Origin of the sequence: Mycobacterium sp. 1081908.1 (assembly GCF_001673535.1) — a bacterium.
In the GTDB taxonomy this organism is placed as follows: Bacteria; Actinomycetota; Actinomycetes; order Mycobacteriales; family Mycobacteriaceae; genus Mycobacterium.
Genome location: NZ_LZLY01000048.1, coordinates 1 through 24,046 on the forward strand (window position 1 = coordinate 1; position 24,046 = coordinate 24,046).

19 protein-coding genes and 1 pseudogene are annotated in these 24,046 nt (G+C 66.9%); 1 reads left to right on the forward strand and 19 read right to left on the reverse strand.

What is annotated here, in order from left to right; genetic code table 11:
• The 15 genes and pseudogenes from A5655_RS06730 to A5655_RS27765 all read right to left on the reverse strand — a co-directional run.
• Nucleotides 1-563, reverse strand: a pseudogene (locus tag A5655_RS06730) (type VII secretion-associated serine protease); the annotation flags it as partial.
• Complete coding sequence (gene eccD / locus A5655_RS06735) at nt 548-2,077, reverse strand: type VII secretion integral membrane protein EccD (protein ID WP_082978527.1); 1,530 nt, start codon at nt 2,075-2,077, stop codon at nt 548-550. The pseudogene A5655_RS06730 and the gene eccD, both read right to left, overlap by 16 nt.
• Nucleotides 2,074-3,102, reverse strand: a complete 1,029-nt coding sequence (locus A5655_RS06740; RefSeq protein ID WP_156764743.1) for a MinD/ParA family protein — start codon at nt 3,100-3,102, stop codon at nt 2,074-2,076. The genes eccD and A5655_RS06740 overlap by 4 nt, the downstream gene beginning before the upstream one ends.
• Nucleotides 3,103-3,225: 123 nt before the next feature.
• Nucleotides 3,226-4,056 carry an ESX secretion-associated protein EspG gene (locus A5655_RS06745; RefSeq protein WP_067007148.1) on the reverse strand — a complete coding sequence of 277 codons (831 nt, stop codon included), beginning with the start codon at nt 4,054-4,056 and terminating at the stop codon, nt 3,226-3,228.
• A gap of 105 nt (nt 4,057-4,161) precedes the next feature.
• Nucleotides 4,162-4,449 carry a WXG100 family type VII secretion target gene (locus A5655_RS06750; protein WP_067007152.1) on the reverse strand — a complete coding sequence of 96 codons (288 nt, stop codon included), beginning with the start codon at nt 4,447-4,449 and terminating at the stop codon, nt 4,162-4,164.
• Nucleotides 4,450-4,485: 36 nt separating this feature from the next.
• The gene (locus A5655_RS06755; RefSeq protein WP_067007156.1) at nt 4,486-4,809 is read right to left on the reverse strand and encodes a WXG100 family type VII secretion target; all 324 of its coding nucleotides are present in this window, start codon (nt 4,807-4,809) and stop codon (nt 4,486-4,488) included.
• A gap of 130 nt (nt 4,810-4,939) precedes the next feature.
• Entirely contained in the window at nt 4,940-6,133 is a 1,194-nt protein-coding gene (locus A5655_RS06760; RefSeq protein WP_067007159.1) for a PPE family protein, read from the reverse strand.
• A 9-nt stretch (nt 6,134-6,142) separates the two neighbouring features.
• Nucleotides 6,143-6,442 carry a PE domain-containing protein gene (locus A5655_RS06765; protein ID WP_067007162.1) on the reverse strand — a complete coding sequence of 100 codons (300 nt, stop codon included), beginning with the start codon at nt 6,440-6,442 and terminating at the stop codon, nt 6,143-6,145.
• A gap of 293 nt (nt 6,443-6,735) precedes the next feature.
• Entirely contained in the window at nt 6,736-10,944 is a 4,209-nt protein-coding gene (eccCa, locus tag A5655_RS06770) for a type VII secretion protein EccCa (protein ID WP_067007166.1), read from the reverse strand.
• A 3-nt stretch (nt 10,945-10,947) separates the two neighbouring features.
• The gene (eccB, locus tag A5655_RS06775) at nt 10,948-12,432 is read right to left on the reverse strand and encodes a type VII secretion protein EccB (protein WP_067007169.1); all 1,485 of its coding nucleotides are present in this window, start codon (nt 12,430-12,432) and stop codon (nt 10,948-10,950) included.
• A gap of 3 nt (nt 12,433-12,435) precedes the next feature.
• Nucleotides 12,436-13,284: a transglycosylase gene (locus A5655_RS06780; protein WP_067007172.1), complete on the reverse strand. Its 849-nt coding sequence runs from the start codon at nt 13,282-13,284 to the stop codon at nt 12,436-12,438.
• Nucleotides 13,285-13,291: 7 nt separating this feature from the next.
• Nucleotides 13,292-13,627 (reverse strand): DUF2710 family protein, encoded by a 336-nt coding sequence (locus A5655_RS06785; RefSeq protein ID WP_231999089.1) that lies wholly within the window; start codon nt 13,625-13,627, stop codon nt 13,292-13,294.
• A 230-nt stretch (nt 13,628-13,857) separates the two neighbouring features.
• Nucleotides 13,858-14,769: a hypothetical protein gene (locus A5655_RS06790; RefSeq protein ID WP_067007178.1), complete on the reverse strand. Its 912-nt coding sequence runs from the start codon at nt 14,767-14,769 to the stop codon at nt 13,858-13,860.
• Nucleotides 14,770-14,875: 106 nt separating this feature from the next.
• Complete coding sequence (locus A5655_RS27760; RefSeq protein ID WP_156764744.1) at nt 14,876-16,945, reverse strand: DUF5631 domain-containing protein; 2,070 nt, start codon at nt 16,943-16,945, stop codon at nt 14,876-14,878.
• Between the two features lie 129 nt (nt 16,946-17,074).
• The gene (locus A5655_RS27765) at nt 17,075-17,602 is read right to left on the reverse strand and encodes a hypothetical protein (protein WP_197508617.1); all 528 of its coding nucleotides are present in this window, start codon (nt 17,600-17,602) and stop codon (nt 17,075-17,077) included.
• Between the two features lie 336 nt (nt 17,603-17,938).
• Between A5655_RS27765 and A5655_RS27005 the strand changes: the two genes are divergently transcribed.
• Nucleotides 17,939-19,696: a serine/threonine-protein kinase PknH/PknJ gene (locus A5655_RS27005; protein WP_255361992.1), complete on the forward strand. Its 1,758-nt coding sequence runs from the start codon at nt 17,939-17,941 to the stop codon at nt 19,694-19,696.
• 92 nt (nt 19,697-19,788) lie between these two features.
• Here the strand turns inward: A5655_RS27005 and A5655_RS06805 are convergent, their stop codons facing one another.
• The 4 genes from A5655_RS06805 to A5655_RS06820 all read right to left on the reverse strand — a co-directional run bounded on the left by A5655_RS06805 (nt 19,789) and on the right by A5655_RS06820 (nt 23,984).
• Nucleotides 19,789-21,642 carry an alpha/beta hydrolase gene (locus A5655_RS06805; RefSeq protein ID WP_067007186.1) on the reverse strand — a complete coding sequence of 618 codons (1,854 nt, stop codon included), beginning with the start codon at nt 21,640-21,642 and terminating at the stop codon, nt 19,789-19,791.
• On the reverse strand, nt 21,609-21,938 hold the full coding sequence (locus A5655_RS06810) for a DUF2563 family protein (protein WP_067007189.1): 330 nt from the start codon (nt 21,936-21,938) through the stop codon (nt 21,609-21,611). The genes A5655_RS06805 and A5655_RS06810 overlap by 34 nt, the downstream gene beginning before the upstream one ends.
• A 75-nt stretch (nt 21,939-22,013) precedes the next feature.
• Nucleotides 22,014-22,523: a pullulanase gene (locus A5655_RS06815; RefSeq protein ID WP_067007192.1), complete on the reverse strand. Its 510-nt coding sequence runs from the start codon at nt 22,521-22,523 to the stop codon at nt 22,014-22,016.
• A gap of 24 nt (nt 22,524-22,547) precedes the next feature.
• Nucleotides 22,548-23,984, reverse strand: coding sequence for a CCA tRNA nucleotidyltransferase (locus A5655_RS06820; protein ID WP_067007195.1), 1,437 nt, complete (start codon nt 23,982-23,984; stop codon nt 22,548-22,550).
• Nucleotides 23,985-24,046 lie beyond the last annotated feature (62 nt).

Sequence of the window (24,046 nt, forward strand, 5' to 3'; positions counted from 1 at the left end):
TTCGTGCTGGCGGTGGCGGGCTGGGCGGTCGGCGGTTATATCGGCGCCGCGGCGGCCGCGGGGGCGAGCGCCGGTGGCGGGAAGGCCGGCGCGGGCGGGATCGGCCGCGGCATCGGCACGAGACCCTGCGGCGCTGCGCCGATGATCGCGCCGACGACGGTGCCGTGGGCGTCGCAGTCCGACAGGCCGTCCTCACCCATGATGTAGTCGCCGCCCGGAACGACCGGCAACCGTGGGCTGGGCGTGATCCCCGTGTCGATGACCGCGACGGCCACCCCGTTACCCGTGCTGTATTGCCACGCGTGGCTGATGTTGAGCAGGTCGAAGCCGGGCGCCAGCTGCGAGACGTCGGGCGTCTTCACGGTGATCGGCACCGAGCAGCTGTTGCCGCGCCGCATCGGTTGGTCCGGTCGCGGCGGCCCGTCCGGGGGCACCATGGCCGGATCCACCTTGGGCGGTGAGATCGCTTGGGCGGCAGGAATATTGCCCGTCACGGCAACCAGGATCACGGCTGCGATGATCGCGGCGGCCCGAGCGCACACCGGTTTCAGTGGCGAAGCCAAGTGAACAGCCCTCCCAGAGCCGCGGCGGCCGGCAGCAACACGATCATGGCCAACACCTCGAGCCACTCCACGGTCAACCGGATCAACGGCCTGAACCGTGTCGCGGGCACCAAAAGCGCTGCGGCCAACCCCAACGCGGCGAACGCGACCACCAGGGCGACCGGCCACACCAGGGCGGCTTCGAGGTTTCTGGGCCCGCCCAGCGCGTACTTGACGACACCGGCGCACACCGCCGCGCACGCACCGCACACCAGCGCCACCGCCTGGTACTTGGCGGCGAATCCTCGGCCCTGGGTGATGAAGATGCCCACCACCAGGCCGGCGACCAGCAGCGCCAACCACGCCCAGCGGCGACCCGGCGTCAGCACCCCCCACACCGCGACCGGCAGCACAGCCGACACGCCGACGCACAGGCCCACCTGAATCGCATTGACCAATCGCGCCGAGGCGGCGATCGCGGCGCCGCGGGCCGTGATGTCGGTGAGTTCGTCGTCCTCGTCCTCGGTTTCCTTCACGCCGACCGGCGACACCGTGTCCACGGGCATACCCTCGCGGCGCGCGAAAAGGTCGCGCCCCGTGATGGATCCGAAGTGCGGCGGCCGCACCCTCGCCACCCACAGCGCGATCGTCGGCGCCATCCGCACCAGCACGAGCAGCCCGAACAGCACACAGATCGACAGCACCTGGGCCGACACCGGGCGAAACATCCGGGCGGCGGCGACCGCGGCCGCGATCCCGCAAACCGTAACCACCGCGGTTGCCGCCGCGGTCTGCCACCGCTTCCGCGTCGCGGCGCTGATCGCGATGGCACCCAGGATCACCACCACGAGCCCGATCAGGGCGTGCGGGGCGCCGAGCCTGCCGGGCGGCGCACAGGCACCCGCCACAGCGACCAAAAGCACCGTGAGCCAAGCGAATCCGCTGAACATGTCGCGCCGCTGCGGCCATCCCGTAAACACGACGATCGACGCGATCGCGAGGAGCACGCCGACCCCGCCGGCAACGGCGGCCGGGACCAGGCCGTCGGTAAAGGCGCGCTCCCGCAACGTCAGCCCGGCCACCACGCCGGCCGCCATGGCGGCGATCACGATCGCCGTATGGGCGGCCGTCAACGCGGTCACGGGTGCGAACATCCGGTCCCCGCCGTCGCGGCCCAGCCACTTGCCCATGGCCGCCAGTGCCGTCGACAACGACTCGTATTGCGGCTCAAAGGATTCCCCGTCGACGCGCGGCACCAGCACCAGCGTGTCGCCGTCTTGGACGCCGAGCTCGTCGAGGCTCTTGTTGATGTCCAGCCGCACGCCGTTGACCTTATGCAGCTCGTAGCTGCCCGGCGGTAACGCGACCCCGTCGAAACCCTTTCGTTTCAGGTCGTCGCTGAGCAGTTCGACCATGCCCTCGAAGAAGCCCTCCACCGGCGTCCCCGCGGGGAACACCTGAGAGCACAGGTGCCTGTCGTAGGAGATATTGACCGCACACCGCGCCGGGAAGGCGACCTTGTGGGGCGAGGTCACTGCTGGGCCCTTTCGGCGCCGGCATCGGGCACGTACTTGTCGGCGAGCGCCGCAGTGATTTCGAACAGCCGCAGCCGCGACTTCTTCTTCAACTCGTGGACCGTGTCGATGATCCCGCCCTTTGCCAGGTGGGGGTCGAACGGCATCACTTCCACGGTCGCGCCCACCTTGGCGAACCGCTCGGTCAGGTAGGCCAGGGCGTCCTTGTCGGCCGCGCTGTCGGTGTGGTTGATGATCACGGTGCTGTGCGAGACCAGCTCGTGATAGCCCTGCGCGCTGAGGAAGTCGATGGCGCGCAGCACCGGCCGGGAGCGGTCCGCGGTGATTCCGGAGACGAACACCAGGGTGTCGGTGTTGTCCAAGACGGTCTTCATGACCGGGTGTTCGAGGTCCGGCGCGGTGTCCACCACCATGACGTTGTGGGTGCGCCGCAGCCGCGCGAGGACCCCGGCGAACATCGCCGGCACCAGCGGCCGGGGCTGATCGGACGTCCGGTTTCCGGCCAGCACGTCGAGCCCGACCACGTTTTGGCCCAGGTGTTCCCGGATGTCCGCGTAGCCCTGGACGTCGGTGTCGTTGATGATGGCGGTGTAGTCGCCGGGCGGCGACTCGTCGATGCGGTCCGCCAGCGTCCCGAACCCGGGGACCGCGTCGATCGCGATCACGTTCGTCGGGCGGCACTCGCGGAAGACACCGCCGATGCACGCGGCCATGGTCGACACCCCGACCCCGCCCTTGCCCGAGACCAACGTGATGACGAACTGCCGCCGGATGTGTCGCCGGATGCGTTCCTTTAATTCACGATAATGCCGTTCCCTCGGTGATTCCCCGAGGTTTATATTGCGGAAAGAAATGTTGTAAATGAATTTTCGCCATCCGGAGCCCGGAGGAATTTTTCGGGGCGCGGCTAAATCGGTAATACGCATTGTGTCCGATACCGAATCCCGGTGGCGCGCCGCTGGCGGTTCCCCCCGCCCAAGCCTCTCTTCGTCGTACATATTGGGGTCATTCCAAGAGGTCGTCACGACAGTCGACTCTAACACGATTTGGGATAGGCCGTTTACGCGATCAAACCCGCGAAGTGCATTAGAAGCGCACCCGGGTTTGCCATTCCGATGATTAGTTGTAACGCGTCTTTTGCGGCGTTGTCAGACGACGCGCCGGTAGGAGTACCACTCCTCGCCGGCGGGCAGGCTTTGGATGAGCCGCTGCACGGCCGCGCCGATGTCGCTGCGCGATCCCGGTGAGAGAACCTGGTAGCGGCGCCCGCCCGACGTCACGCCTTCCACACACAGCCGGCCGGCCGTGGTATCCATGATCGCGACCGATGAGTCCGCGATCGCAAAGCGGGCCGTTTGCTCCGGCCCGGCGCCGGCCTGCACCGCGACGATCGCCGCGTGGGCCGAACGTTCCGGATCGGCCGCCATGGTGAGGATGTGCAGCTGGTCGACATCCAGATGTTGCTTGAGCAGAAACGATTTCAGGCTGGCGGCGTCGTGCACCGACTGCAGCAGCTCCTCGGTATCCAGCGTCACCGGCCGCAGCGGCGCCGCTTCGGCGACTCCGCAGAGCCGTTCGACTTGGCCCACTACGAGCTCGGTGGCCGTGGCCGACTCGCTGGCGGTGCCGGCCGGGTAGAGCCGTACCAGCTCACCATGGCGTTCCAGCACCACCCACCAACTGGCGAACCGGCAGATGGCCGCGCGGGTGGGTTCGCGCCCCGGCACGTTGATCAGGAGCAGCAACCCGAGGTCGCGCCGCAACAGGACGGTCATCCATTCCCGGATCATCGGGTCGGCGTTGCCGGCCTCGTCGAGGGCGCCGCACGCTTTGAGCTCGGCGACGACGGGGTGGCGCAGCGCCATCTCCGGGGTCTCCAGCCGCGGCAGCAACGGCCGCAGGCCCAGCTCGGGGCACAGCTGCTCCACACCGGTCACCGCCTGCAACACCCACAGGCCATCGATTGTCGTTGTCAGCACGCCAAATTCACCTCAGCACACGCCGAAGGTGGGGCACATGCGGACCCGGGCGCCCCACCTTGGCCACGGCCCCGAGACACCGAAGTGTCTCCGGGGCAGGCGATTTCAGAACAGGTGGCCGATTTGACGGTCGGTTTGGATTGCGGCCTCGAGCACGTGCCCGGTCGTCTGACCGTGTTGGCGCACCGTGTCGATGAGGCCCTGCAGTCCCGACAGCATTTGGTATTGCGCGTCGAAGAAGCCCATTGCGCCGACGCCCGCGAAGAATTCCTGAAGGGCGTTGGTCTTGTTCGCAACGTCGGCGTGAATGGCGTCGAGCTGGCCGGCACGCGAGCCCACGTCCGCGGCGAAATCGGCCACGGGCCCGGGGTTGTAAGCGATGGGATTGGTCATGGTGAATTCCTCTCTGAAGCGATTCGGGGGTCTCGATTAAGTGATGTTGTGCGCGGTGCCGCCGAACAGGGCGCGGAACGCGGCTTGTGAATCGGCCTCATGCCCTTCCATCAGCGCCGCGGCCTGCTTGAGGCCCTCGGCCAGGCGCGTGCCACCCGTCAAGATCTTGTTGAGGTCGTTCGAAACTTCCGAAGCCGTGACATGCGAGGCGACTACGGCGTCACCCGACCATGTCGCGGGGTTCATCACGTTTTCCTGGTTTGCGAGGTAGCCCTGCGCGATCGCGATCGCGTGCTCCATATGCGATTGGATCGCATCGCTCGTGCTGCGCAGCACGTCTCCGTCCACACGAATTGACACGGTTGACTTCTCCTTCTCCGGTTAGCGGATCCCTTTGTTTTGTTGTTTCCCCTTTGCCTCCCCGGGGGGATGCGTCGAAGTGTATGGCGGCTGTTCAGATGTGTCGATTCACCCTCTGAGCAGGCTGTTTTCAGACTCTTTCGTCGACGACGCGAACGGTGGCGGGCTGCTCGGACTTCTTGTGGGACCCGCCGTGTCCGCCGGCCGCATGGCCCACCGGCATGCCGCCGACGCCCGTGCCGCCGGCCGTCGTCGTCGTCGGGGGGCGCACCGCCTCGGCACCCAGCGCGCCGCTGGGCCGCAGTCCTACTGGGCGGCCGCTGCTGCCGGGCTCGAACGCGCTGACCGGCCGGGTGAAGGTGGTCGCGGGCATGCCGCTGCCACCCAGCGAAGCCCCTCCGCCGCCGAGGCCGCCGGCCGCTCCGGGCGCCGCGGAAACCGCGCTCACCGCCGAGGCGGGGGTGGCGGCACCAGCGCCCAGCGCGCCGGGATTGGCGAACATGCCCATCATCGACTGCAGCGGCTGCATCGCGCTCATCGGCGCCTGCATCAGCTGTGACGGCGCCTGCAGCGCCTGCGGGACCGCTCCCATCATCGACTGCAGCGGCTGCATGAAGGTGCCGACCTGGCTGCCCACGTCCTGGCCGCCCGATGCGGCCTGGCCGGCGCCCGTGGTGCCCGACTGCACGCCCTGGAAGGCGGAGCGCATGCCGTCGCCGGCCGCGGCATCGGCAGCCGCCTGACCGACCGCCGAGGCCGCCTCTGCGGGGGCCGCCGGCGAGGCGCCCATGGTGGCCAGTGGCGGTGGTATCGCCAGGCTTTCGGCCAGCGCCGCGAGGACGGCCCCGTAGCTGGCGCCGGTCGCGGAGTTGTTCGGCCACATCACCCCGTAGTACTCGAACTCCAGCGAGCCGATGCGTGGCGTCAACGCACCGAACACGATCGGATTGATCTGGTAGTCGGCCGCGCATTCGACTCGGTTCGCACTGCACTCGGGTTCCGGGCGCATCGCGGCGTTGGCCGTCTGGTAGGCCGCGATCGCCGTCGAGACCACCGCCGGCTTCATGTCCACCCAGCCGGCCAGCCCATGCAGCGACGCGTTCAGCGCGGTGGCGCTCGCGGCCGAGCCGACCGATCCCATGCCCAGCCAACCCGCCGAGGTGACGACGGTGTTGATCATCGACGCGCTGGCCGAAGCGTGGTGACTGGCCCCCACGGCGGTCCAGGCCGCTCCGTTGGCCAACATCGTGGCCACCCCGGTCCCGAGCTTGAGCAGGAGGTCGTTCGCTTCGGGTGGACGCGCCGCCCACCCAGGATCAGGCATGAGCGCCGCTTACAGCCCGAGCGCCAGGCTGCGCGCTGCCTCTGTCGCGGTGTACACGCACGACGCGACGCTCTGAGTTCCCGCGAACAATCCCCTCTGCACCGCGTGCTCCTGGACCACGCCCAGGTAGGCGCCCCCGCACGCGTTCAGCGCGGTGCTGAAAAGGGCCGAGTCGGGGTCATTGCCCATGGGCAGGGTGCCGAGCAGTGCGGGTGCGGCGGACGCGGCCGCGCCTTCGACTTCCGCGCTGATTGCGGATTCCGCCCCGGCTGAGCCCAAGACAGCTTCGGGCTGTACGACGAACGACATAATTTCCCTCCGAACGTTCTCGCAGGCGAATCACTGCGAATGTCGATCAGTCTAGTGCGTGCGAGCAGATCGTGTATTCACAATTTCAATCCGCCAATCTCAGCGGAACCGAATTGGCTCGGAGATGCAGTTCTCAGGCAGTTGTACTCGCGTCTAATTAATGTCACTTGCACCGCAGAGACCGCTGTCGCCACTTCTGTAACGTGCGTCACTCTGCTTCCCGCGCACTGAAATTGGCGTTTTCACACGGCGGGCGCCCTGCCGGATAGTTTGGCGCGAATTCGCGGGCCCTCTTATCCGGTGAATACGGACGGCAACCCGACCAAAATTCCCTCGACGTCCGACTCGTCGGTCACCAACAATCCACGCCCCGGCGGCAATACTTGCGCGCGAAGGATCCGATTGATTTTGTTTTGCGGATCGTTGTCCATATAAAGCTGCGACACTTTCGCGGATGTTTGATACCTAATCCACGGGTCCATCTGCAGCGTCGCCCAGTTGGTGCTGTTGCGCGTGGTGAACACGTGCAGGCCGATCTGCCGGGCGCGTTCCATCAGCATCCACAGCGCCGCACCCACCGGTCCTGTCGCCGGGTAGGTCTGCGTCTGCGCCGTGCGCAGGTCCTGGACGTCATCGATGAGCACGAAATGCCGGGTCCCCTCCCACGGCTTGAGCGCACGCAACTCCTCCTGGCTCAGGCCCTTGGGAGGCAGCCGGGGCAGCAGGACCTGCTGCGCCAGTTCGGTGATGACCCGGTCGATCTCGTCTTGGTCGTAGGCGTAGGCGCGCACATAACCCGGGGCGTGCAAGTCCCGTAGGCCGTGTGGGGCGGCCTTGGGGTCGATCAGTGTCAGTTGGGCCTCTTCGGGACTGAACCGGCTCATGACCGCCTCGCCGATGGCCACCAGCGACATGCTCTTGCCGCACCCTTGCCGGCCGAGAATCATCAGGCCGGGGCTCTCCGACAGCCGCAGGGGCACGGGACCCAGCTGGTGGCGCTCGCCGATCGCGAACGCGATCGACAGGTCCTCCGCGCCGGCGTGGGCCGCCAGAATCGCGCTCAGCTCAACGCGTTCCGGCAACCGCTGCAGGACCGCGTGCTTGGTGACTCCGGCGACCTCGGCGATGCGCGCGCCGACGTCCGGGGTGTCCACCAGAGTGCGGGTCGCCGGATCGACCACCTTGGGAAGGCCGACCAACAATTCGTGCAACGAGTCCGTCAGACCGAAACCGGGGCGATTCAACGTCCGACGGGCCGCCTCGCGTGACTCGATCGCCGAGTGCCCCATCTGACTCTCACCCGGCTCGGCCAGCCTCAATTGGATTCGCGCCGTGGCGTTCTGCAACAGCTTCTGCCGCTGCCCGTGAATCCAGCCTCCCGCGCTGCACATCACGTGCACCCCATATTCGGGACCGCGGCTGCTCAGCGAGATGATGCGATCTCCCAAGAGCATGTCTTTGGTGTAGAGGTCGTCGTAGTCGTCGACCACCACGAAGACATCGCCGAACGGGTCGTTGGGGTCGGTGCCGCCCAGCCCGTCGCTGCCGGGCCCGAACCGCCGCTCGCGGAACCCGTCGAGGTCGATGTTGGCGCGCCGGAATGCGTCCTCGCGGGCGTCGATCAGCGCGTCCATGCTGCTCAAGATTCGCTCGATGCCCTCGGTGTCCTTGGGCGACACGATGTCCGCGATATGGGGCAGCGACCCGATCTGCGCCATCGTCGCCCCGCCCACGCAGAAGAACGTCACCCGCGACGGCGTGTACATCAACGCGGCCGAGCACATCAGCGTCATCATCGTGGTCGTTTTGCCGCGCTGCTTGGCTCCGACCACGATGATGTTGCTGCGCAACCCATCAACGGAATACACCACCTGTTTGGACTCTTCGGGGATGTCCATGATGCCCACCGGGAACACCAGCCCCGGGTTGCGGCCGTAGTCAACGTGCCACGGCTTTCCGCGCCACCCGGACACCAGGGCATCGACGGGTTCGGGGTGCTCCAGCGGCTCCAGCCACGGCCGGCGCGGCGCCCGGTGTGGCACTGTGTGCAGAGACTCCCGCAGCACGTCCACGATCTTCTTCTTCTTGAAACCGTCGTCGTGCAAGAGGAATTCGTCGGGTTCCTCGTCCGTGGCCGACGCGGCCTCCAGCGCGGCGGCGTCCGCGGAGTCCAGCGGCTGATATTGCCAGTTGTAGAGCCGGGGCTGCGTCAGGGTCATGTCGACGGTCCGGACCGCCTGGCTCCTCTTGGGCAGCACGAACGGCGCGGACAGGTAGAAGCAACGGAACGGCTCCAGGTCGCGCGGACCCACCTTGAGCAGCGCGAAACCGTTTTCCTTCGAGGGCAGGTGGTAGGCGGCGTCGGTGCCGATCACCTCGCGGCTGTCGTCGCCGGATTCGGCGCGCAGCGCGATGCGAAACGCGATGTTGGACTTGACTTTCTGCAGCGAAGACAGGTCCAGCCGTTGGCCGCCCAGCATGAAGAAGACGTTGGCCCCCCGGCCTTCCTGACCGATGTGGATGATCAGGTTGATCCACTTGTCGTGATTGGCGAACAGCTCGAGGTATTCGTCGACGATCACCAGCAGCACCGGCACCGGCGGCAGATCGCGTCCGGCCAGACGGATCTCCTCGTAGTCGTTGGCGTCTCGCGCGCCCACCGAGGTGAAAAGCTCATACCGCTGCTTGATTTCACCGTCGATGACCCGGCGCATCCGCTCGGCCAGGTGCCGTTCGTCCTTGCCGAGGTTCGACAGCGCGGCCACCACGTGGGGGATGCCCAGGATGTCCTGGGCCGCCGATTCGAACTTCATGTCGACGAAGATGACATTGAACGCCTCGGGTGAGTGCGTGAGCGCGATGCCGTACACCAACGACAGGAAGAACTCCGACTTCCCCGAGCCACTGGTGCCGATGACCACCGAGTGAAAACCGAAGCCCCCGAAGTCCTTTGCGCGAATGATCACGTTCTGCAGCTCGCCATTGGGCTTGGCGCCGACGGGGATCTCGCACCACCGCTCGTCGCCGCGGCCGCGCCGCTCCGACCACAGCCGGTCGACGTCCAGCTCGCGGGGGTCGCTAATGCCCAGCGCCCGCAGCAGTTCGGCCGCGCCGCTGGTCGAATCGGCGATCTCGGCGCTGCTGGTGGGCGACCACCGCGCCATCGAGCGCGCATACCGGTAGGCCCTTGGGATCGACAGCTGGTCCGCGTGGGCGAAGAACTTGCCGCCGGTGCGAAGGAGCGGCGCCGGCCGGCCGTCATCGTCCGCGCCGTCGTCGCCGTTGCGGCTGGCATTTTCCGCGCCGTGGGTGGCGCCGTCGACGACGGTGTGTCGCTCACTCATCTCGTAGAGCTGATCCCTGCCGAACCCGACCCCGATACCGGGCCGAGAGGCTATGCGCAGCACCGTGATTCCGGCTTTACCGACTTGGCCGACCACGCTCTCCCATGCCTCCGGACTCCCGGTGTTGTCGTCCACGATCACCCAGTGCGGGCCGAGATCGGCCCCGGCGTCGGGCTGGCCGGTCTCCAGGGTCGAGCCGAGGGTGGTCGGGCTGGCCGCGGCCAGCGGCGTCCACTGCCCGCGCCTGCCCTTCATGTGCAGCTCGGCGCCCAGTGCCGCCTCGAGTTCCTCGGGTGTGGCGAAGATCAGGCGCCGCCAGCCGCACGCGTCGAACAGCTCGTCGTGCAGGTTGTGCGGTAGCCACACCATCCACGACCACAACTCGGGGTTGCGGGTGACCACCATCAACTTGACGTCGCGCGGGTTGTGGAACACCGCCAGCGAGCACAGCACCGAGCGCATCAGGGACCTGACCCGGTTCAGATCTTCACCGACGAAGCTGAAGCCGGGCGCGGATCGCAGGTTCACCACCTTGGCGATGTCGCGAATCTTGCGTTGTTCCAAGATGAAATCGCGGAGGGCCTGGCCGGTAACCGGTTCCAGCTCCTCGTCGGAGGCGATGTCGGGCCATGTCACCGACAGCACCGAATCCGGGGCATGCTGCACGCCGGTGCCCAGCCGCACCTCCAAGAAGTCGACGTCGCCGCGACCCCGCTCCCACATCCGCGGACCGCCGATGATGGCCCCCAACCCCCGGGGATCGGAATGCACCGATTGCTGCCAGTGGCGCTGCGCGCACACCGCGTTCTGGATCTCGTCGCGGTTACCGTCCAGGTCGCGCAGGTAGCGGCGGCGGCCCTTTTCCAGTTCCCCCCAGGTGATTTTGCGCGCGCGCCCGAACCGGCCCGAAAACGCCAACATGCTGAAGGCGCCGATTCCCATCAACGGGAAGAACCCGGTCGAGAGGCTGCGCACTCCCGATACGTAGAGCATGACGACCGTGCCGATCAGTGCGACGATCAGCGCCGGCACGCCGATCATCACCCAGATGTTGCGCGGTTCGCGTTCGGGCAGGGCAATCGGCGCATTGGGCGCCACCCGAACGGGTTTCGGTGGCTGGATCTTGACACGGTTGATGGGGAACGCTTTCTTGGACATCTTCTAGCCTCCCGCCCTTGCCGATGTCGTCACCACGGTCGCCTGTCCTGTCGCGGGCACCGTGTCGCGCGCGACCAACGCCGCCTGCTGCGACAACGCCGGCCCCGCGGCAAAGGTCCGCAACAACGGCCACGGCGCCTGCACCGCCATCGCCGGATCCAGGCCCAGTGCGCGCAGGGTCGAATCGTCGGATGCGATGCCGAACCGCACGCCGTTGTCGGCCACCCAGAACAGCGATTCCCTTGAGTCGCTCGTGATCACGCCGCTCGTCGATGTGACGAAGTTGGCCGCACCCGGCAACACCAGCACCTGATTGGCCACGACGGATGCCGGATCGCGGTCGTCGCGGACCAGGCGCACGATCCGGTCGTCCATCGACGAGGGCGCCGGAAGCCCACGCCCGTTGTAGATGGCGACCCGGGCCTGCGGATCGGTCGATGCCTTCTCCCACCCGACACATGTCGTCGGATTTGCCGCGGAGTCAATGAAATTCAGATGCCCGGTCGGGTAGTAGTCCACCGTCAGCGAGCTCACCTCGGGAATGTTGACCAGCACGTCAGGAGTGACCGTCCGCGGCGACGCCGACCCGTAGGAGTTCGCGCTGCGGAGCAGATCGGCCACGAAGCCCCCGACCTTTTGCACCCCATCGGCGAGCAACACGTAGAACTGGCTGCCGCCGCCGGCGGTTTGGGCCTGCAGCACCGCTCCCACCTGGGAGCCGGGCAGCCACCGCGACGGCGTTCCTGCGTCGGGGACCTTGGGCACGCGAATCGGCTCCGTGGCGGGCATCCCGTCGAAGAGCGCGCGCGAGATCTCCACCGGCACAGTGGTTCCCGGGTCTAGCCCAAGGCTCAGCGTGACCGCCCTGTCAGAGGGGTCGATTTGTGAGCGTTTTCCACCCCAGATCACATAGGTGGCGCCTTGAAACGTCGCCAGCAGTCCCGCGTCCTTTGCCATCGGGGCGGCGCGACCGCCGATGAGCTGGCCCGCGATGGAGGTCACCACGGGCTTATCCGCGGTGCGCGGCCTGCCCGCCGTATCGCATACCGCCCACGCCGACACCGCTCCCCGGTTGACATGCATGGCCGCGGGCGCGCCCGGAATGCCGACCAGCGGCCCGGTCGGATACTTCGCGATCTCGGCCGGTTTCACCCACGTCGGCTGCCCGGCGGTGCCCGTCGCTAGGCGCGCCGACGTCAAATTGAGCGCCGGATACAACCGGCCCTCGATGCGAGCGTAGATCGCCCCGGATTCGCGGTCCCCGATAATCGCCGAATCGCCCACCACGCCACTGGGTTTGATCACGTTCAGGAGAACCATCCAGCCTGAGGCGATGGCCACCAACACGACCGAGAGCACCAGGGCGGCGGTCTGTTTGCGGTCGTCGTGCTTCATTCGCACCGAGAAGCGGGTCGTCGCCGCCCGCAGCCGACGGTTGTAGAACAGGTGCCCCGAATTCTGGTCGCGGTTGGACAAACTCAACGGCATTGCTCAGTAGCCCCTCGGTCCGAGGCGCGGATCGGCCTGCTGTATCCGATCGGCCAAATCCGACGCATCGACGGCGACGCCGTACCGGCGTTGTGCGTAGTTGATGAAGGCGCAGGCCTGCGCGACCAGGTCATGGATGCGCGTCGACGTGCCGGGCTCGTGATAAGCAGCGAAGGTCGGGGCGATGAACTGCCACGCACCCTTGCTCGGCGTGCCCCTCGCGGCGTTGGAGTCCCAGTTGTTTTCGGCGTACGCGTCGTAGTTGGACTCCCGGCGCGCCACCAGGTCCATGCCACGCTCCCAGCGGGCGCGTGCGACCGGGTCGTGAATGCCCTTGATATCCAGGGCTTTACGGATAGCGGTCCGGACCGCTGCGCGGCCGCTGCCGAGCTCGGCGTGGCGGTGGTTGTATCGCAGCCGCCGCAGCCGCAGCGCCAACATCCGTGCCCGGGAGCGCGCCCGCATGATGTGCCCGTGCTGTGTGCGCAATCGAGCGGCCATCCGAACCGTCGCCTCGCGCCGGCCAAGCGGCGTGTCGCCCGCCGGCACGGCGTCGGCAATCGCGGCGTGCAGGTTGAGTCCCGTCGCGGTCCTCGCTTCAAAGCGGTCGGCACGCGCCGTTCCCAGGATCGCGGCCAGCGATCCGTCGATCTCGGCTAGCCGGCGCAGCCTCCCCGTCGCGATTGCCGATCGGGTCGTCGCCTGCGCCGGGCCCCCGCCCGTGTGGGTCGCCCGGCGGATGCGGTCGGCGTGGCCATGCAGCCGCGCGAGCGTGTCACCGACGTCGTGGCCGGGATCGCCGCCGGCGAAGAGGCGGTGGCCCCGGGCCAGGGCGGCCACCGCGTGCGTCATCGCAGGATCATTCAACGATTCCCCCACCGTAATTCCGATCGAAATCGGCCTGCGCCTCTTCGCGCAATGCCTCAAAGACCATATTCAGCCGGTCCATCAACTCCCGACACGAGTACGACGTCACCACATGGGGGGCCAACGACAGTCCGGTGAGCCGCCCGTCGGAATTGCACACCGCGTAGACGTCACCAACGTCGGCGGTAAAAGTCACCGATTCCTGGGCGGCCAGAACGGCCTCCCACTTCTCGAAATTCGCCTTTAGGTCCGCCAAGACCTGGTCGACTAATGCTTTATCCGCCGCGGCGTCCGGGCGCACCGCATCCGTATCGGACACCTCAGCCACAACTCCCATAACTCCTGGCCCACGAGCCGACCCTCGTTTCCCCGCCGCGACACGCACGTGGCCGCACGGTCATGACATTACTGCCGCTGGGGGGTAGCGACCACTCATCTTTTCGCCGGTATTAGGGGCCATCGCGTCAATGCAATTGGATCGGTAATGCCATTCAAAGCCGGCGTTTCTCCACTCAGCGCCGAGAATTGTCGTTTTCAATGCAGGACTGGACGAATGGCTTATTCGGGGGCCTCTTCGTCCGTCGGCACGATCACGATGCGCCGGTTGGGCTTGGCCACGACCGGCGGTTTGCCCTCGGCGGACTTCGTGACCGGAACCTTCGGCGGGACCGTCAAGCGGCCTTTGACCGGCTGTCCGTTGGGAATGCCCGGGACCGTCACGCGCTTTTCTGCGGGCTTGTCCTTGCTTGCGTCCCCGCCCGCGCCCATGCCGCCGGGCATCATCGGCATGCCGGTCATGCCCATCGGTCCGGTCTGCGGCGTCATCCCGCCGGTCTGCGTCACCGTCACCGGTTTGACCGACGATGCCGCGGGCGTGGTCGGAGGCGATGACGACGGCACGGGCGGCGGACCCATAAAGCCGGTCGGGGTGGTCCCACCGCCGACGCCGCCACCGCCTCCGCCACCGAGGCCGGCGTCACCGCCGCCGGCGCCGCCGAAACCGGGTTCTTCGGCCGACATATCAGTCAGCGCGGCCGCGGCCTCGCCACCCTTCGCCGCACCCATCAAGGGCTGGATCGCGCTCTGCGCGGCCTGCATCGCCTGCTGCGGAAGCTGGGTGAGCGGTCCCATGACACCGCCGAGCGCGCCGGTCAGCGAACCCGCGAGCCCCGAGGCCATCTGGGGAAGCATCTGCGCCAGCTGCTGGAACTGCTGTGAGGATTGGGCCTCATTGGCCGGAAACTTCTGCGCGGCGTCGAGCGCGTGGGCCCGACGATCGGCCTCGCCGGCAAGGCTGGCCGCCTGGTCGCCGGGCACACCGCCGTTGGCCGCGAGCGCGAGGCCGGCGGCAGCCCCGTCGACCGTTGTTCCGCCGGCAGGAACGGGATTCGGCCCTATCGTCGGCGGCGGGAACGGCGCCGTCGGTAGGGTCGGCACATCCACACTTATCGGCCCTCTGCCGCCTCCCATGAATGCCCCTCAACCCTCATGCGTCGCTGCCCGGCCGTCGCTTTGGGGCCGCCACACAAACCATCTCCTGAATCGAATGGTAGATCGACGGCAGCTCGGTTTGTAGTCACCGCAGCTTTGCCGCGACCGCTTGGAACCACGCAACGTGGTAGTGCGCCAGCCATTCGTGGCCTTCGATAAGGGCCTGCACCGCTGCCAGGAGCATCCAGTCGGCCGCCGGCGATAAGTCGTGCGGATCCTCGAGCGCTTTGTTGTAAGCGGCTTGCTGCTCGTGGCGCAACGCGTCGACCTCGTTCTCGGTGACTCCTGTTCCCCGGGTCGCGGCTTGTGCCAAGGTCTGGGCAATTCGCGGTAATCCGTCGCGGCGCCGAACTGCGTCAACCAGCGTTGGGCCGAGCTCTTCCACTTCGGGGCCCTTGCGTGCGAGGCGATCACCGGTGAGGGGCGGGTCATCGGGTCCCGGCTTGGCGATGAATCCATGGGCCTTGTACACCGCCACACTGGTGACCGCGCCCAGCAGATCGACCACGTTGGCGTCGGGTCGGCGGACCGCCGGCTCGAGCAGTCGGTTCACGCCGACCGGGATCTTCACGTTCGGCGGGATCCACCCGCACCCGATGCTGCCGACCAAAAGCGTTGTGCCATCGTCGCGCAAGCCGGCGGCCCATGAGAGGCCCGGAGCCTGGCGGGCCACCGAGTCCACCAGGCGCTGCAGCCTCTGCTGTTCGGCGGCCCGACTCGACGCGTCGCCAGCCACGGCGCCAGTGGCCGCGGACAAGGCCGCTGTTCCCGCCGGAGTCGCCGCACCGGCCCCGGCCTGAGCGGCCGCACCCCGCTGGACCGTGGACATCAACGGGCTGCCCGCCGAGGGCGACGTCGACGGCGACGGCGCTACCGGTGCGCCAGATACGGGCGCTGTTGGCGGTGAGACTGCCGGAGGGGCAACAACGGGAGGACGCAGGTCGGAGCCGTAGGCGGGGAGTGGACCTGCCGGGACTGACGACGCGCCGGCAACCGGGCTCATCGGAGTGGACATCGGCATCGCCGTGGCGACCGGTACCGCGCCGCCCGTCGAGGACACCGGGGCTGCGGGGGCGGCGGCGGCCGATACGCCCGAGCCATGGTCCACTGCAGCGGAATCGACGGCACCGGCCGCGATGGTTGGAGCTATCGCGGGCGCGACCGGCGCCTGGGGTGGTGCCGTCGCCGGCGACCCCGTTGCATTCATCAGTCCCTGTGACAGGTTCTGGGCACCGGCCGCCGCCGGCTGGCCGGTCATCATTCCTTGGGCGAACGACTGCCCGAGCTGATTCGGCGAGAGCCCAGGCAAGCTGGCGGCTGGGGAAAGACCGCCGCCACCAGGTAGCGGCGCATTTACTGCAGGAGCGCCTGGAAGCTGCGGACCCGTTGCAGTAGCCGGAAGCACTGGACTGCCCGCGCCGCTACCGCCGGACTGCCCAATGCCCGGCCCAAAGGCTGTGCTTAATTGTTCCCCGGGGCCCGAACCGCCGCCCGCGGCCTGCCCACCTGCGTTTCCACCTCCGACGCCAGAGCCCATCGGGGTAACGGGCTCGGGCCCGCTGCCGCTACCACCTCCGGTGCCGGTGCCCATAGCCGGTTGCTTCGCACCATCCAGCCCCTGCGTCTTGAGGAATTCTTGGGAGGACATCGCAACTCCCTCGGCGGCGAGGATTTTTTGCGTGGCGTCCATAATTGCCGCAACCGCAGCATCGGCTTTGTACGCAGCGAATCCGTTCGCCTCGGCGATTAGCTTTTCAATTTCGGCGGCCTTTAGGGGCGCGGGTTCCTTCGAGTTCTCGACGTTCGCGATCCGCTGATTGTAATCGTCGGCAATTCCCCTAAGCCCCTCACGCAGGTTATCGATTGCATCAGCCCCCGCTTCAAGAGCATCTGCTTTCGCAGCGTATTTCTCAGCTAAATCAAGGTGATGTTTTTCGCCCTGCTGAAAGCGGCCGACAAGATCATCGACAGTATGTCCCTGATTGCTTGACGCTAATAGTGTCCACTGCGCATGTAATTCCTGGGCGTAGCCTTCTTGCTGTTGTGACTGCCCCCTCCAATGAGCAGCACCTGCCCGAAGTGTCGCTGAGGATTGCGGCCACCACGCGCCGATCAGGACCGGCGTGTGCTTCCCAGCAGGCAAGTCGGCCCCCATGCCCCCTCCTCAGACGGCGATTGACCTAGTAAACGCAGGCGTGCCACCGGCACGAGCGGCCTCGATGTCGGGCGGATGCAGCCACCGGGCGATTTGATCTGCTGCTGAAAGTTCCCATTTTTCCTGTGATTACGGACATATCGCCGCCATCGCCCCATCTAAGCGGTTCACATCATCGACAGCTTGCTGGAAAACCGGCGACGTCTTATCGAACACGCTACTTATGGCATCCGCGTTGCGGTACGCAGCCGCGAGATTTCGGGCAGCGTCGCGCTCACTATTGCCCAAGGCAGGGTTACTGGCCGCCACTTCAAGCATCCCTGCCGCATTGGTAACTGATACCCGCGCGATCGCCACGTCGGTCGCATTCGTATCTTGCTTTACGGCGCGCGCGGCGATCTGATATTGGACGCAGAGTTCCTTTTTGGCAGTAGCAATTTGATCGGCCGTGAAGGTCGGCCGTGGGGTCGTCGCAGCGGTCGGAGCCTTATCTGCGCTATCGGCTGGACGGGTGAGCGCAATGATGCCCACAACAAGCGCCGACACCGCGATGAGACCGACTAGGGCCAGGACGACAGCTATCCAGCCATTCGAAGTCGGCCTGCCGGGTACTGGTGGTGTCCACTCCGCCATCGGAGGCGGGTTCGCGTTCATCACCCGGTTAAGGCTAATCGCCTGTGCGGCGGAGTCACTTCAGGCCACCGACTCCAAGCGTTCTAGAAGCTTGCACCGGCGAGGCATTGTTCGCCCCGCCGGCTCCTAGCGGTCTTGCCTTGAGGTCCCGGGGCCGTGGGTACCGCCAGCGTGACCGCTAGTCGATAATCAGGGCAACCAAGACGGTCCCGGCAACTAAGACGAGTAGCTACAAAAGCGTCTCACCTGGAGTTCGCTTGTTGGCTATCGTGGTTTGGCGATGGTCCGCATCTGAAGTTACTGGCTGTCGCGCTGGGCGAACGGGGTGCGGGATTTGCGGTGGTTGGTTGGTAGCAGATCGTGCTGACTGTGGGTTCTGTATTTGCCGGATACCGGATTGAGCGCGTGTTAGGCACCGGCGGCATGGGAAACGTGTACCTGGTACGCAATCCAGACTTGCCGCGCAGCGAAGCGCTGAAGGTGTTGGCCACGGAATTGTCGCGTGATCCAGACTTCCGTGCGCGGTTCATACGGGAGGCTGATGTAGCTGCCGGTCTGGATCATCCCAACATCGTGTCGGTCCACCAGCGCGGCCAGTTCGAGGGCCAGCTCTGGATGACAATGCAGTTCGTCGACGGCGTCAACGCCGAGGATGCGCAGCGAGCAGGGATGATGCCCGCAGCGCGGGCGGTGCATGTAGTCGGCGAGATAGCCAAGGCCCTCGACTATGCGCACGCACGTGGCGTAGTGCACCGCGACGTGAAGCCGGCGAACTTTTTATTGTCTGGGACGATTGGCCGCGACGAGCGGGTGCTGCTGGGAGATTTTGGGATCGCGCGTGCCCTCGACGATGCGGGGCTGACGTCAACTGGGGCAGTGCTAGCCACGTTGTCCTACGCTGCGCCGGAAGTTCTTGCGGGACAAGCTTTTGATGGCCGGGCCGACCTATATTCGTTGGGCTGCGCGCTGTTTCGGCTGCTAACCGGCGCGACACCGTTTTCATCGGGCGGTGGGGCAGCCGCGGTGGTCGCGGGTCATCTGTTCCAACCGCCGCCGAGGGTCAGCGATCGGGCGCAGGGCTTGACGAGCGCAATGGACATGGTGGTCGCGATCGCGATGGCCAAGGAACCGGCGCGCCGGTTCGGCTCGGCGCGCGAGCTCGCAGATGCCGCCGCCGCAGCCCTACATGCGGACGCGAAAATCGGATGGGCGCAAGCGAACTTGGCGCCACGCGGTATTCACACTGGCTCGGGAGCGAGCTCACCGTGGTCTAAAAATCCGCGCGGGCCGGCGACCGTGATGGCTACACCGTCCGTGCACGGCTCGTCACCGCGCCTCCCAGGGGTACAGTCCCGGCGCCACCGGCGTGTCCTCGCTGCAGCAGCAGGCGGGATAGTTGCGGTGGCGGCAGCGATCGGCGTGATCATCACAGCGCACAATCCGCGGGCCGCGGCCCCCGCCACTACGACAGCTCTTGGCCCTACGACCACTGTGACCTCGACCACCGCGCGACCTCGGCCGCCAATAGTGACACCGGCGCGCTTGCCCGATTTGCTGGCGCCTCTCGACGACGTCAAGAACTATATGGGCATCCAAAATCTGGTCGCACAACAGCCGACACTGCAACCTAGCGAAAACCCCAACGGCCCCATCGACCGTAAGGAGTGCAGACCGACACTCGGAGGCGGCGCACCCAACTCCTACGACATGCAGGGCATTATTGGCTACTACTCGCTGCTGATAAATGAGCCCCGCAATGGCACTCCCCTGCAAGGTGCGGGCCAAGTGGTGGTGGCGTTTCGGGACGCTGACGCCGCCGAACAACAGCTGGCGAATTCGGTAGCGATCTGGCGTAAGTGCGGCGGCTCGACCATGACATTGCCGGGAACTCCTAGGAATGTGCCTGTTTCGATGAGTGTTCCGGACACAACCGCCAACGGGATCACCACGATGGTTCTGAAAGTTCAAGGACCAGCGATCAGAGCGCGTGATGACCGCGCGATCGCCGCCAAAAACAACGTACTCGTCGACGTCAGCGTCAATATGGTGAATAGCGACCGCGGACAGCAGGCAGTTCTTGATATCACCAACTCCGTTCTCCGCAATATTCCTGATTGACTATGACGACAAAGGTCCTCGGTCGGTCTGCCTGTTATGCGGGCCCACCGCTGCACGACGCTTCTTTCGCCGGCGCCCGCCGCAATTCGCTATTACCCCACCGGCCCGCGATGCCGATGCCCAGTCGTGGCGGGACGCACCACTTCGGGGTCGACCAAACGGCCCAGGCCGTATTCGCCGCGGTGACGCGCCGTCATGCGATCACCTTCCAGCGCGTCGCCGTGACCGGAAACCACGTCGGACATGCTGAACAGCGACTCCGACCCGTCGTCGAAATAGTGGAGGTGGTCGTAGAACGGGTTCATCGGGGTGCCGGGCACTTCGGCTTTGAACCGGGTAGAGCCGTAGCCGTCGACGGCGGGATCGTTGCCAAGCCCTCCGAAGTTCATCCCGATGAGGCCGGGGCCGGTCACCCGGGCCGGCGACCAAGTGACCGCATCACCCGATGCCGCACCGACGTAGACGTGTCCGCCCTGTGGCAGATGAAAGTCGGCCGCCGAACGCGCCAGGTCGGTGCCCGGGGATCCGACGAGAACCACGTCGTTCGCACGCATCCCGTGGGCCGCCGCCGCGTCCGCGACGAGGGTGGATCCGTACGAGTGGCCGACGACCGTCATATGGGTCGGTGCCCCTTCGTGGGTAATCCCAAGGGCGTTCACGTCGGCGGCCAACACCCGCGCGCCATCGCGGGCCATCTCCGCTTCGCGAAGGGCGGGATCGATCCAGTTATCCGGCGCGTCGTAGCCGACCCACGTCACCACGGCAGTCCCGTTGCGCCAATCGGCGCGGGAGGACTCCTGATACAGACGCACACCCTCGGTCTCCGCCAGCGTTCCCTCGCGCACCGAAGTGGCCGCACCCTTCACCAAGACGGCCGTGTTGACGGCGGTGTCGGGATTACCGATCGCGATGGCCGCGGCTCCCTCGCCGCCGAAGGCCTCGGGCTGGTACTTCAACAGGAACACGTCCGCGCTGCCGCCTGACGCCTCCAACCCGTGTCGGGTGCGAAAAGCGTTGGCGTAGCGGTTGATTGCGACGCCGGTCAGCCCGTACCTGCCGGGTTCAGCGAGCACGTCGTTGACACCGACGCCGCGCAACGTGGCGAGGTCTTCAACGCGACGGAGGTCGTCGTTCATCACCGCCTGATTGACGCGACTCCGCAAGGCGACGGGAACGCCGTTGAGGTTTCCCAGCTCCGGAAGATGGTCGGCGATCAATCGGCTCTGCTGTTCCCCGTCGAGCGTCTTCCACCACCGGTTGACCTCCTCCGCGCTGGTTCCCGGCGACGGAATCCCCAGCGGCTCTGCGCCGTTCGTCGACGCATCCACCGAGCGCAGAACCGACGAGTCGTAGCCGTCCGTGCGCAAGGTGGTCAGCGACCGCTGCAAAGACTCCGAGTAGCCATCGCGCCGCGACCGAAGCTCGGCTAACGCGGCCGCGGTGTCGTCGATGGCCTTCTGCTCCAGGGCGCGGATGAGCGCATCCAACGCGATTCGATCGGGCGCAGTGAGGCCGTCGTCATTCTCTAAAGCCAGCGCTTGGCCGAGCAGGTCGTCAGCCCGCCGCAGTTGGGTCTCCAGCGTCGAAATCAACCCTGCGCCAGCGCATTGCGCCTCGGCCAGCGCCGCGGCCACGCCTTCCAAATCAGCGCCGATCTTGGCCAGATGCACGGACTGACCGCCGAGCGACTGCATCGTGCGCCGCACTTCGGCCGAGTCATCGATCGGGTCCTCGCCCGTCACCCGATTCCAGGAGGCCTCGAAGCGACGACGTGCCGCATCGAAGGCGGCGCTCGATTCGGCGGTGCAGCGGCCCGCGTCGTGAAACGCTTGCGCCAGTTCGGAAATCTGGGCCGGGCGCCCCACTTGCAGGCTGTCGTCTATCGCCCAGGGGTCGCCGCCGGCTTCGGCAATCAGGTGTGGGTTGCTGATGTATCGGAAGTCCATCGCACCGCCCGCTCGTCGGCGGCGTTGCGGTCATCCATGTTGGTGAACTCGTCGGCGGCGTAATGCGCCTTGTGGCCGAGTCCGGTCAGCGTCTCCTGGTGGGCCTGCAAGTTCTTGACGTGCCGCCCGTGCGCGGCGGTCACCGACTCGTGAAACGCCTCGGCGGCGGGAAAGCCACCGAACATCCCCGAGGCCAGCGGGCCCCGCGACAGCGCAGCGGCCCCCTCCTGTGCATGCCCGCCGGCGCGGTGCGACTCGTTGGCCCCCGAGTGCAGCAAGTCAGTGTCGACGAACACCGCTACCCCTCCCCGGCCATACGACGAACGAACTGGTGGCAAAGCTAATCACCGCGCGGGTGACGGTCAATTCAGTCATAGGGTGCTCGCTCCGTCGGCCAGGCCGTCGCCGTCGGTGTCGGTAAGCCTGGTGTTCCACCGGCCATCGCCGTCCGAATCGACGTACGCACTCACACCCCCCTCGCCGGCGCACAGCACCCGGTCCGCCAGCCCGTCGCCGTCGGTGTCGAGCAATCGGTCGTCGGCCTGGCCGCGCCCGTCGAAGTCCACCAGCGGGCCGCCGGTGTGCTCGACGCCGTCGAGCCCGAACCACCGCAGCTGCCCACCCCGGTCGACGGCGACCCCCCACGTCCCCGACCCGTCGTCGGTAAAATACGCCTCCGGGGCGCCGTCATTGTCGAGATCGAGGGCCGCGTGGTCGGCCATCCCGTCTCCGTCGAAATCCGCCAGCGCGTCGTCCTGCATTCCGTCGCCGTCGAGATCCAACCCGAACGCATCGAGCCGGCCGTCGCCGTCCAGATCGAGGTTGGGCTGGCCGTTCCAAATGGCCGCGGAGCCATCGTCATTACCCAGGCAGTAATCCATGCCTTTTCGGACGCTGGGCAACCGCTAGGCGTTCCCGCGCGATCGCCACCACGACAGCAGCTCGGCGGTCGCCTCCTCGGTCGTCAGCGGACCGCGTTCGAGCCGCAACTCCTTCAGATACCGCCACGCCTCGCCGACTTGCGGGCCGGCCGGGATCCCGAGCAGCTCCATGATCGCGTTGCCGTCCAAATCGGGGCGCACCCGCGCCAAATCCTCCTGGGCCGCCAGCTCGGCGATCCGCGCCTCCAGCCGGTCATAGCTGGCCTGCAGCCGGGCGGCCCGGCGCTTGTTGCGAGTCGTGCAGTCGGCGCGGACCAGTTTGTGCAGCCGCGGCAGCAGCGGCCCCGCGTCGGTCACGTAGCGGCGCACCGCCGAATCGGTCCACTTGCCCTCGCCGTAGCCGTGGAAGCGCAGATGCAGAAACACCAGCTGCGAGACGTCGTCGACCATCTGCTTGGAGTACTTCAACGCCCGCAACCGCTTTCGGGCCATCTTGGCGCCCACCACCTCGTGGTGGTGAAAACTCACCCCGCCGTTGGGCTCGTGCCGCCGCGTCGACGGCTTGCCGATGTCGTGCAGCAGGGCGGCCCAGCGCAGCACCAGATCCGGGCCGTCGTCTTCCAGGGCGATCGCTTGGCGAAGCACCGTCAGCGAATGCTGGTAGACGTCCTTGTGCTGGTGATGTTCGTCGATGGCCATCCGCATGCCGCCCACCTCGGGCAGCACCACCTCGCCCATCCCGGTCTCCACCAGCAGGTCGATGCCAGCCACCGGGTCCTCGCCGAGCAGCATCTTGTCCAGCTCGGCCGCCACCCGCTCGGCGCTGATCCGCGCCAGCTGCGGGGCCATCTCGTCGATCGCGTCCCGCACCCGCGGCGCGACCGTGAAACCGAGCTGCGAGACGAACCGCGCGGCGCGCAGCATCCGCAACGGGTCGTCGCCAAACGACACCGAGGGCGCGGCCGGGGTGTCCAGCAGTCGCTCGCGCAGCGCCGCCAAACCGCCTAGCGGATCAAGGAATTCGCCAGGCCCAGTCGGCGTCACCCGCACCGCCATCGCATTGGCGGTGAAATCGCGGCGCACCAGATCGTCCTCGAGGCGCTCGCCGAAGCGCACCTCGGGCTTGCGCGACACCTGGTCGTAGGCGTCGGCGCGGAAGGTGGTGATCTCCAGGCGATAGTCACCCTTGCCGACACCGACCGTGCCGAACTGGATACCGGTCTCCCACACCGCGTCGGCCCAGCGCCCCACCAATTCCTGAACCTGCTCGGGGCGCGCGTCGGTGGTGAAATCCAAGTCGGGACTGAGCCTGCCCAGCAACGCGTCCCGCACCGAACCGCCGACGAGGTACAGCTCGTGCCCGGCGGCATCGAACAGCGCGCCCAACTCACCCAGCACGGGGGCGTGCCTATTCAGCGCGACCGCGGCGGCGGTCAACAGGTCGGCATCGGCGTCAGGCACGTTCGATCAGCGTAGTCGGGTGACCTGGCTGACACTGACCCCCCGCCACCGCACGGCAAGCG

Coding starts and splice junctions, on each gene's coding strand:
- eccCa (WP_067007166.1), bottom strand. CDS start 10,944: ATGTCCAAGAAAGCGTTCCCCATCAACCGTGTCAAGATCCAGCCACCG.
- eccB (WP_067007169.1), bottom strand. CDS start 12,432: ATGCCGTTGAGTTTGTCCAACCGCGACCAGAATTCGGGGCACCTGTTC.
- A5655_RS06815 (WP_067007192.1), bottom strand. CDS start 22,523: ATGGATTACTGCCTGGGTAATGACGATGGCTCCGCGGCCATTTGGAAC.
- A5655_RS06805 (WP_067007186.1), bottom strand. CDS start 21,642: ATGGACTTCCGATACATCAGCAACCCACACCTGATTGCCGAAGCCGGC.
- A5655_RS27760 (WP_156764744.1), bottom strand. CDS start 16,945: ATGGGGGCCGACTTGCCTGCTGGGAAGCACACGCCGGTCCTGATCGGC.
- A5655_RS06750 (WP_067007152.1), bottom strand. CDS start 4,449: ATGACCAATCCCATCGCTTACAACCCCGGGCCCGTGGCCGATTTCGCC.
- A5655_RS06790 (WP_067007178.1), bottom strand. CDS start 14,769: ATGGGAGGCGGCAGAGGGCCGATAAGTGTGGATGTGCCGACCCTACCG.
- A5655_RS06765 (WP_067007162.1), bottom strand. CDS start 6,442: ATGTCGTTCGTCGTACAGCCCGAAGCTGTCTTGGGCTCAGCCGGGGCG.
- A5655_RS06760 (WP_067007159.1), bottom strand. CDS start 6,133: ATGCCTGATCCTGGGTGGGCGGCGCGTCCACCCGAAGCGAACGACCTC.
- A5655_RS06780 (WP_067007172.1), bottom strand. CDS start 13,284: ATGACGCACGCGGTGGCCGCCCTGGCCCGGGGCCACCGCCTCTTCGCC.